Annotated in this window: 1 pseudogene; it reads left to right on the top strand. The window is 79.8% G+C overall.

The features are described from left to right. Positions 1-496, top strand: a pseudogene (locus VR45_RS40735) (modular polyketide synthase BFAS4); the annotation flags it as partial.

The following is a 496-nucleotide window of genomic DNA, read 5'->3' as shown; positions in this document are numbered from 1 at the left end:
GTCCTGGACCGTGCTCGGCACCGGGACGCCCCTGCCCTCCGGCGCCGCGCCGCTCCCCGGCCGGACGGTCCCCGACCTCGCCGCGCTGTCCGCACTGCTCGACGCGGGCGCCCCGCGGCCCCGCCTGATCCTGGCCGCCTGCCCGCCCGCCCCGGCCCCGTACGCGCCGCCCGGCACCCTCCGCGACGCGGTCCACGACGGCCTCGGCACCGTCCTCGCCCTGCTGCGCGACTGGCTGGCCGACGAGCGCCTGACCGGCTCCAGGCTGGTCCTGGTCACCAGCGGCGCCGTCCCGGTGACCGGCGACGACGTCCCGGATCCGGCCCTGGCCGCGCTCTGGGGCCTGGTCCGCTCGGCGCAGACCGAGAACCCCGACCGCTTCGTCCTGCTGGACCTGGACGCCCACGACACCCCGCCCGCCCTGCTCGCCGAAGCCCTCGCCTCCGGGGAACCCCAGCTCGCGATCCGGGCCGGGGCCGTCCACGCCGCCCGGCTG

This window comes from Streptomyces sp. NRRL S-495 (assembly GCF_000966955.1).
Lineage (GTDB): Bacteria > Actinomycetota > Actinomycetes > Streptomycetales > Streptomycetaceae > Kitasatospora > Kitasatospora purpeofusca.
This window is presented reverse-complemented; position numbering and strand designations above follow the sequence as displayed.